2 protein-coding genes are annotated in these 6,000 nt (G+C 75.5%); both read left to right on the top strand.

Going from position 1 to position 6,000, the window contains the following annotated elements:
* Positions 1–1,396: 1,396 nt before the first annotated feature.
* Complete coding sequence (locus D6689_21445) at positions 1,397–3,865, top strand: hypothetical protein (protein RMH37102.1); 2,469 nt, start codon at positions 1,397–1,399, stop codon at positions 3,863–3,865.
* A 12-nt stretch (positions 3,866–3,877) separates the two neighbouring features.
* Complete coding sequence (locus D6689_21440; protein RMH37101.1) at positions 3,878–5,956, top strand: ATP-dependent DNA helicase RecQ; 2,079 nt, start codon at positions 3,878–3,880, stop codon at positions 5,954–5,956.
* Positions 5,957–6,000 lie beyond the last annotated feature (44 nt).

Below are 6,000 nucleotides of genomic sequence, written 5' to 3'. Positions count from 1 at the left end.
GGCGGCAGGTGCGCGAGCGCACACGCGGGGGGCGGGCGGCAGGTGCGCGAGCGCACACGCGGCGCACGCGGGGGTACTGTACAATCGCGGCGATGCGGGGAGGACACACGACACGGGGTGCGGCCGAATGGGCCGCGCTGGCGCTCGCACTCGCTGCGGCATGCTCGCCCGTCCGCGGCGTGCCCGACGGCGGTGCCGGCGACGACGACGACGACGCGACCGACGCGGGCACGGTCGACGGCAGCGTCGAGCCGGGTGTCGTCACCGTCATCGTCTACGGGCCGGACGCCCAGGCGACGGCCGACCCGAACCGGCTCGTGTTCTTTCACGCGCCGGACGGAACGCTCGTGTCGACCCGGATGCTGGACGAAGACGGGCGAGCCACCGAGCTGGTCGCGCCCGGCGGCTCGGTCACCGTACTGACGGCGGTGGACGAGGGCGAGGGCAGCTTCACCTACGTGCTCCACACCGTGGTGGGCGTCCAGCCGCTGGACACCATCCAAATCGGCCCGCGCGTTCCGGAGCCGAGCTGGGACCAGCTCGGCGAGCTGGTCGTGAACCTGGCCGAGGAGGCGCCCGACGCCGTCAACCACGAGCTTCGCATCGGCTGCGAGGTCGTGCCGCTCGCCTCCGGCGAAAACCGCATCCCCTACCAGGACACAAGGTGCACGCGCGGTCTCACGCCGGTCGACTACCTCGTCGTCGCGCGCGACGACGCCGGCGATCCGGTGGCCTACTCCGCGCGCCTCGGCGCGCAGCTCGACACGGTGCTGGCGTACCGCATTCCGCTGGCGCTCAACGGCTGGCAGACCGACTTCGACCGCGTGCGCGTGAAGCTGAACAACGTGCCGCCGGGCGTGACCGGGCTGTCGCCGGAGGTGGGAATCTACCGCCGGGGCCTCGACTACTCGTTCGATTTCCTCGCGCCCACCCCCGTGCAGGGGGGACAGGACGTCGACGCCGAGGTCCGAATCGTCGGCGGGCTGATCGACCGCCTCCAGCCGCGCGCCCAGCTGGTCTACGGCAACCCCAACGCGCCCGCGGGCTTCGGCTTCGCCGCGCGCAACGTGGACGCCACCGTCCGCGACGTCACGCTCGACCTGGGGACCATGGTGCCGGCGCGGGTGACCGAGGCGACGCTCCTCGACTTTCCGGGGCCCAACTCCCACCTCGACTTCACGGTCGTCGGCCCGACCGACACGGCGACCATGGGCATGGCCGGCGTCACCTGGCGACTCGACGACCCCGGCGGCCACACGACCCAGTGGGAGTGGGTCATCGCGTTTCCACCGGACCTGTCCGAGTCGGTGCCGTTGCCCGACATCGGGCCGAACCTGCATCCGTCGTGGCCGCCGCCGAGCGAGGCGAACCTCGTCGCCGCGATCGCCGGCTTCATGTGGATGACGCACCCGGCGACCTGGGACGAGGCGCGGCAGGATCGGCCGTTCGAGGTGGTCGAGAGCGGCGGGCTTCGCCCGGACTTGCCGCTCGGAGCCGAACTCGGGTTCACCATCGGCGGTCGGCTCGGAGACCTTTGACCGCGTCCGTCGCCGCGCGCCGGCGACACGCTCGCATTCGCGCGCTCGCCGGCCTGGTCGCCGCGGCCGCTTGCGCGGGACCGCCGAGCCGGCCGCCGGCGCACGACGCGGCGGCCATCGACGCGACGCCGCGCGCCGATGCCGCGCGGACGGACGCCGCGCGGACGGACGCCGCGCGCGCCGACGCCGCGGCCGCCGACGCCGCGCGCCCCGACGCCCCTCCCCGAGCGGACGCCGGGCCGTGCGCGACCGCGGCCGACGGCACCCCCTGCGACGACGGCGACGCGTGCACGCAGGTCGACGTGTGCGCGGCGGGCGTGTGCGCCGGCACGGCACCGGTCGTGTGCGAGTCGTCGGCGTGCCGCGCGGCGGGCACGTGCGATCCGGCCACCGGCCGGTGCGACGCGCCTCCGCTGCCCGACGGCACCGCGTGCGACGACGGCAGCGTGTGCACGGCGGGCGACACCTGCCGCGCCGGCACGTGCGAACCCGGCGAACGCGTACCGCCGCCCGGACCGCCGTGCAGCGAGGGCCTGTGTTTCGCCGAGGTCAGCGCCGCCGCCGGCATCGACTGGACCGGCACGACGGCGCTCACCCAGCGCATCGGCGCGACCGCGGTGTTCGCCGACGTCGACGGCGACGGCTGGCTCGACGCGCTCGTCGGCGCCGAGGGAGGCCCGCCGCGCCTGTACCGCAACCGCGGCGACGGCACGTTCGCCGACGTCACCGCCAGCGCGGGTCTGGCCGCCGCCGCCGCGGGCGCCCCGTTCATGGCCGCCGCCGCCGCGGACTACGACAACGACGGGGACGTGGACCTGTTCTTGATGCGCTGGGGACCGAACCGGCTGCTGGCCAACGACGGCACCGGCGCGTTCGTCGACGTGACGGCCGCCGCCGGCGTCGCAGGCGACGGTGCGTGGACCACCGCGGCGGCGTTCGGCGACTTCGACGGCGACGGCTGGCTCGACCTGTACGTCGGCAACTACGTCCGCGAGGTCCAGTTTCCGACCCACGTCCCCGAGCCGAACCGGCTGTACCGCAACCGCGGCGACGGCACGTTCGAGGACGTCACCGCGATCACCGGCACCGCCGGCGCCGGGACGACGCTCGCGGTCGCGTGGACCGACTACGACGGCGACGGCGACGCGGACCTGATGGTGTGCAACGACTTCGGCGCATTCATCGAGCCCAACCGGCTGTATCGCAACGACGGAGCCGGCGCGTTCGCCGAGGTCGCGGCGGACGAGGCGGCCGACGTCGCGATCTATTGCATGGCGATCGCCCCCGGCGACTACGATCGCGACGGCGACCTCGACTACTATCTGGCCAACATCGGCCACAATCCGCTGCTCGCGCGCACCCCCGCAGGCTTCGTGGACCGGGCCGATGCCGCAGGCGCCGACGTGACCCACGACGCGTGCTTCACCGACCTGTTCGCGACGAGCTGGGGGGCGGCGTTTGCCGACTTCGACGACGACGGCTGGCTCGATCTGTTCGTGTCCAACGGCTACATCCCGGCGGACGAGTCGATCGCCAACCCGGTCCGCGCGGTCAACGCGCTGCTGCACCATCAGGGGCCGTCGCTGACGTTCGCGGACGTCGCGGCGACCGCCGGCGTCGACGACGACGGCCCGGGCCGCGCGATCGCCGTCGGCGACTACGACCGCGACGGCGACCTCGACGTGCTGCAGGTGACGCTCGAGCGCGCGCTGCTGTGGCGCAACGACTCCCCCGCCGCGGGCGGTGCGATCCACCTTCAGCCGCGCGGCCGCGCGTCCGCCGCCGACGGGATCGGCCTGCAGGTGCGCGCCGATCTCGCGGGCGGCGCCGTGGTCGTGCGAGAGGTCGCCGCGCAGACCGGCTACATGGCCACGCACGAGCGCGCCGCGCACCTCGGCCTCGGCGCGGCGCCGCGCGCGGAGGTCATCACGTTCCGCTGGCCGTCGGGAGCGGTCCACCGCTGGCGGCGCGTGCCGGCGGGCACGCGCGCGACGGTGGTCGAGCCATGGGTGACCGTGGCCGCCGTCGTCCCTGCGACGGCCCAGGTCGCGCCGGGCACCGACGCGACCGCGCGCGTGACGCTGGCCAACCGCGGCGCCGTCCCGGTCGACATCGCCGTCACGGCGGAGCTGGCATCGGCGGACCGCACGGCCGCCGGCGCGCCGGTCGCGGTGACCGTGCCGGCGGGCGGCACCGCGCCGGCGGACGTCCGCGTCGCCGTGCCCGCCGACTGGCCGGCCGGGGCGGCGGAGTTGATCGCGCGCGCGCGCGACGACGCCGGTGCGCGCGACGACGCGGCCGTCGCGATCACTGTCACCGTCCCCTGATACGGTGGCCCGATGGCGACGGATCGCGACCGCGTCCTGCGCGACGTCTTCGGCTTCGATGCGCTGCGCCCGGGCCAGGGCGAAATCATCGACGACGTGCTGCGCGGTCGCCCGGTCGTCGCGGTGATGCCCACCGGCGCGGGCAAGTCGTTGTGCTACCAGCTGCCCGCGGTGCTGCTCGGCGCGAGCGGCGCCGTCACGCTGGTGGTGTCGCCGCTGATCGCCCTGATGAAGGACCAGGTCGACGGGCTGCGCGCGCTCGGCGTCGCGGCCGCCGCCCTCACCAGCGCCGCGTCGGCCGCCGAACAGGCCGATCTCCTCGAGGGCATCCGCTGCGGCGCCCACACGCTGGTGTACGTCGCGCCCGAGCGGTTTCGCAGCCCGCGGTTTTGCGACGCGCTCGCCGCGTTGGGCGACCGGCTGGCGCTCGTCGCCATCGACGAGGCGCACTGCATCTCCGAATGGGGCCACGAATTCCGCCCCGACTACCGGCGGCTCGGCGAGGCGACGCGCGCGCTCGCGCCGCCGCGGTTGATCGCGCTCACCGCGACGGCCACGCCGGAGGTCCGCGCCGACATCGTCGCCCAGCTCGATCTCCGCGACCCGGCGCTGCACGTCCACGGATTCGACCGCCCCAATCTGCACTACGCGGTCGAGCGCGCGGGCGGCGCGGCGGACAAGGCGGCGCGCATCGTCGACCGCGTGCGGCGCCGGGCCAGCGGCGTGGCGCTGGTATACGCGGCGACCCGCAAGAACGCCGAGCGGTACGCGCAGGCGCTCGCCGGCGCCGGCGTGCGCGCGCGCGCCTACCACGCGGGGCTCGCCGACGACGACCGCACGGCCATTCAGGACGCGTTCATGGCCGGCGACCTCGACGCGGTCGTCGCCACCAACGCGTTCGGCATGGGCGTCGACAAAAGCGACGTCCACCTCGTGGTGCACGCCGACCTGCCGCGCAGCGTCGAGGCCTACTATCAGGAGTCCGGGCGCGGCGGCCGCGACGGCGAGCGGACCGAGTGCGTGCTGTTGTTCAACCACGCCGACGTGCGGCTGCAGGAGTTCTTGATCGAGGCGTCGTTGCCCACCGCGGACACCCTGCGCGCCGCGTGGAAGGCGCTCCGCGACCAGCCCGCGCTCGGCCGCGACGCCGACGCGCTGAGCGCCGCGCTGCCCGGCGGGCCGCACGCCAGCACCGTGGCCGCCGCGCTGCGCATCCTCGAGCGCCACGGGTACGTCCACGACGACGGCGACGGCGTGCGCGCGGTGCGGCCACAGGAACTCGGCGGCGCGTTTGCGCCGCTGGACGTCGACGCGCTCGGCCGCCGCGCCGACGTCGAGCGCGCGAAGCTGCGCACGATGGTCGAGTACGGCTACGCGGCCGGCTGCCGCCGCCGGTTCATGCTCGATTACTTCGGCGACGCGGACTGGGCCGACCCGGGAAAGACCTGCCGCGCGTGTGACAACTGCAAGGGGCTCGGCGCCGCACGCCCGCTGGCCGACGTCGAGCGCGAGCAGGCGCGCGCGCTGCTCGGCGTCGTCGCGGCGTTGCGCGGCCGGTTCGGGCGCCGGCGCATCGCCGAAGTGGCCAACGGCACCGACGACGACGCGCGCCTGCAAGGCCTACCCGAGCGCGGTGCGCTGCGCGGCGTCGCCACCGGCCGCGTCCTCGACCTGCTGCGCGCCGTCGAGGCGGCCGGCCTCGTGGCCGTGTCCGCGGGCGACTACCCGACCGTGTCGATCACGGCGCGCGGCCGGCGCGCGCTGGCCGACGACGCGGAACTCGACGGCGTCGCCTGCCTGCCCGCCGCCCCCGCGCGGCGGCGGCGCGCGCCGGCCGCCGCGCCCGCGGCCGACCCGCACGCGCCGCCGGTCGACGCCGACCTCGTGAATCGCCTGCGCCAACTTCGCAGCCGGCTCGCCCGCGAACAGGCCGTGCCCGCCTACGTCGTGTTCAACGACCGCACCCTCGACGCGATCGCGCGCGCCCGGCCGCGTACCCGCGACGAACTCGCGCGCGTCCACGGCATCGGCCCCGCCAAGCTCGACCGCTACGGCGAGCCGATCCTGGCGGCGGTCGCCGGCGACGCGTGACCGCCGCGGCGCGAATGTCCGCGCGCCGCGCGCGAGACCGCCGC

The organism is Deltaproteobacteria bacterium, assembly GCA_003696105.1.
Taxonomy (GTDB): Bacteria; Myxococcota_A; Polyangia; order Haliangiales; family J016; genus J016.
This window is presented reverse-complemented; position numbering and strand designations above follow the sequence as displayed.

Bases quoted from the DNA above. Each gene is read 5' to 3' on its own strand.
- D6689_21440 (RMH37101.1), top strand. From the start codon at position 3,878: ATGGCGACGGATCGCGACCGCGTCCTGCGCGACGTCTTCGGCTTCGAT.